At 61.4% G+C, this 3392-nt stretch carries 3 protein-coding genes; all 3 read left to right on the top strand.

Features of this window, described 5'->3' with window-relative positions; genetic code table 11:
* Positions 1-178: 178 nt before the first annotated feature.
* The 3 genes from NFC73_RS20590 to NFC73_RS20580 are packed head-to-tail and all read left to right on the top strand — an operon-like array spanning position 179 to position 3302.
* Entirely contained in the window at positions 179-1375 is a 1197-nt protein-coding gene (locus NFC73_RS20590) for a tyrosine-type recombinase/integrase (RefSeq protein WP_254753322.1), read from the top strand.
* Positions 1376-1380: 5 nt separating this feature from the next.
* Positions 1381-2310, top strand: a complete 930-nt coding sequence (locus tag NFC73_RS20585; protein ID WP_254753320.1) for a tyrosine-type recombinase/integrase — start codon at positions 1381-1383, stop codon at positions 2308-2310.
* Positions 2307-3302: a tyrosine-type recombinase/integrase gene (locus NFC73_RS20580; RefSeq protein ID WP_254753318.1), complete on the top strand. Its 996-nt coding sequence runs from the start codon at positions 2307-2309 to the stop codon at positions 3300-3302. The genes NFC73_RS20585 and NFC73_RS20580 overlap by 4 nt, the downstream gene beginning before the upstream one ends.
* The last annotated feature ends 90 nt before the right edge of the window (positions 3303-3392 follow it).

Genomic DNA, 3392 nt, shown 5'->3' with positions numbered 1-3392 from the left:
GATGGGTTATCCCGATAGCCGGATTATGCCGATGTTTTCCTAACGGTGCAGGTCAGGGCACGGTTCACCCGAAATAGCTCGGCATAATTCTGAGCTGAGGCGGATACTTGTTCTTCCAATTTTCTCTGGAAGGACGTGGGTCATGAGTGATCCATTCAAGGTGGTTGTCGTCGGGCCATTGGCGCCGTTCGCATCCGATTTTCATGTTTTCCTGACTGGCTTGGGATACTCTCCGGACTCGGCCTCGCAGAAACTGCAGCTGGTCGCCCACCTGTCGCGGTGGATGGTTGAACGGGGCCTTGCGGTGCAGTCGTTGTCGCCTGGTGTCGTGGAAGAGTTCTTCGCCGTGCGCAGTCACGGATACCGGAACTTCCGCACGCCACGTTCCCTGACGCCGTTCTTGGACTTCTTGGAGCGTGCCCGTATTGATCGGGTGGCGGATCCACCACCCGAGGCGTCGCCGCTGGATGAGCTGTTGGGCGATTTCGAACAGTATCTGCTGCGTGAACGTGGACTGCGCCCAACGACGATCGTGAACTATCTGAATCAGGTCCGGCCGTTCCTGGGCTGGAGGGCCGAGGGCTCAGGGCCGGACTGGGCGTCCTTGTCGATCTCTGAGGTCACGGATTTCCTGTTGTGGCGCCGACGCAAGGAAATGATTGGTTCCGTTCGAGTGGCCGCGACGGCGTTGCGGGCATTCTTGCGGTGGATGTTTCTGGCCGGGCTCATCCCGCAATCGTTGGCGGAAGGCATTCCAGCGGTGGCGTATTCCCCTTACGCGGGCCTGCCGAAGTTCCTCACACAAGTCCAAGTCCAGGCCATCGCCAATGGCACGGCGCGGAAGCTGGCTCCGCTGCGCAACCAGGCCCTGCTGCTGGTGCTCTCACGGATGGGGTTGCGCTCACGTGAAGTCCAGGACCTGACCTTGGACGATATTGATTGGCGTGCCGGCACCCTTAAGGTCACAGGGAAGGGTGGGCGGATCGAAGGCATGCCGCTACCGGTGGACGCTGGTGCGGCCATCGTGAAGTACCTCCAAAACGAACGCCCCGCGTCCTCAGATAGGCACCTGTTCCTTCAAGCAGCTGCACCACACCGGCCGCTGCGCAGCGTTGCCATCAGCCAGATGGTGACAGCCCGCGCCGCCGGGGCAGGAATCGGATTCAGAGTGGGTGCGCATCGGTTGCGCCACAGCGTGGCCACCGCAGTCCTTGACCGGGGAGGATCCCTGGAAGAGGCCGCGCAATTGCTGCGTCATTCCAGTGCGTCAACGACCGTGATTTATGCCAAGGTCAACCTTGAAGCGTTGCGGCCCATGGCCGTGCCCTGGCCGGGCGCAGCCGGGAGCCCGGACGCGCTGCGGCACTCATCATGACGAGCATGCTGGAAAGCCATGCGAAAGAGTACTTGCAGTTACGCCGGACCCTGGGCCATCAGCTGGCTCGTCATGATGGGATGCTGCGCTCTTTCGTCGCCTACCTCGATGCCTACGGCCATCGCACAATTTCCGTTGAGGTTGCTGTGGAGTGGGCTTGCCTGCCGACCACGGCAGACCCGCGATGGAAAGCCGCGAGGTTGAGCAGCGTTCGGGGATTCGCCGCCTACGTTCATACCCGTGAACCCGCCCTGGCCTCGATCATCCCCGCCGGACTCATCCCCACCCGGGTGACACGCCAACAACCCTATATCTACTCCGCCGACCATACCCGGGCGCTGATGGAAACAGCCCTGACGTTGCAACCGCCGTTGCGCGGACTGACCCTGCAGACGGTGATCGGGCTCATGGCGACAACCGGCATGCGGATCAGTGAATGCCTAGGCCTGAACATCTCGGACATTAACTGGACCGGCAACGTGCTCACAGTGCACGGCAAACGCGGTAACCTGCGCCTGGTACCGATACATCCCAGCACGACGGCAGCCTTGAGGCAGTACCTGAAGACAAGCCGCGATTTGAGCACCTGCCTCGATGAAGACGCGTTCTTCCTGAATATGTACCGGCGCAGGCCGCACCCCACCGGCCTGGAACAGGCCTTCCGGCTCCTGCGCAATGACCTAGGTTTCGCCGCCCAAGCGGGCGGAAAAGCCCCGAGACTGCACGATTTCCGCCATACCTTCGCCACGAACGCCCTCTTGCAGGCCTGCCGGGACGGCGTGGACGTCGATGTCAGAATCGCGGTCCTGGCAACCTACCTGGGCCACGTCAGCCCGGCGAGCACCTACTGGTATTTCACCGCCATACCCGAACTACTTGCCCTCGCGAGCGAACGAGTCCGCTCCGCACAAAGCACCGGAGCACTGTTGTCATGAGCCTATTGGCACCCACCCTGCAAGCATTCTTCACCACGCACCTTGTCGGACAAAAAGCCGCCAGCCCGCACACCATCACCGCCTACCGAGACACGTGGCGGCTACTGCTGACCTTCCTGGCCGAACACCACCACCTCAGCCCGGCCGCCATAAGTTTCGAGGACCTTGATGCCCAAGCGATTACGGATTTCCTGGCCCATCTGGAAGCCACGCGCGGGAACACTGCCACCAGCCGCAACGCCCGGCTAGCCGGCATCCATGCAGTCTTCCACTACGCCGCCTACCGCCACCCCGACCATGCGGACCTGATTGCACGCGTTTTGGCGATCGCCCCGAAAAACACCGCAAAACCGGACATCACCTACCTCAACGACACTGAAGCAACGGCCTTGTTGGGCGCTCCTGATATCACCACGTGGACCGGACGCCGGGACCTGCTGATGATCCAAACCTTGCTGGAGACCGGGCTGCGAGTCTCAGAATTGACCAACATGACCTGGGCAGACACCCAGTTACACACGCCAGCCCATGTTTCCTGCCGAGGCAAGGGACGCAAGGATCGCAGCACGCCGATCAACCCGAAGCTCGCCAAAGCCCTGAGGACCTGGCAGCAGGAAAACGTTGCCCAAAGTGAGGGAGATCCGGTATTCACCGCGCAGGGAAGCCACCGGCCGATGAGTACCGACGCCGTCAGTCAGCGCCTCTCCCTTCACAGACGCACAGCGGCGCTGACCTGCCCAACGCTGAACCGTAAAACGATCACGCCACACATCCTGCGACACACAACGGCCATGCGAATGCTGGCCTCCGGCATCGACACCACCACCATCTCGCTCTGGCTTGGCCATGCCAGCACGGAGTCGACCCGCGCCTACCTCCACGCGGACATGAGCATCAAACAACGCGCCATGGACCGCACCTCGCCCCTGAAAACAACCCAAGGGCGCTACAAACCGCCGGACAACTTACTGAACTTCCTGGAAAACCTCTAAGAATTATGCCGAGCTATTTCGGGTGAACCGTGCCCTGACCTGCACCGTTAGGAAAACATCGGCATAATCCGGCTATCGGGATAACCCATC

It is taken from the genome of Pseudarthrobacter humi (assembly GCF_024294965.1).
Classification (GTDB): domain Bacteria; phylum Actinomycetota; class Actinomycetes; order Actinomycetales; family Micrococcaceae; genus Arthrobacter; species Arthrobacter humi.
Note: the sequence above shows the minus strand (reverse complement) of the source record. Positions and strands in the feature narration are given on the sequence as shown.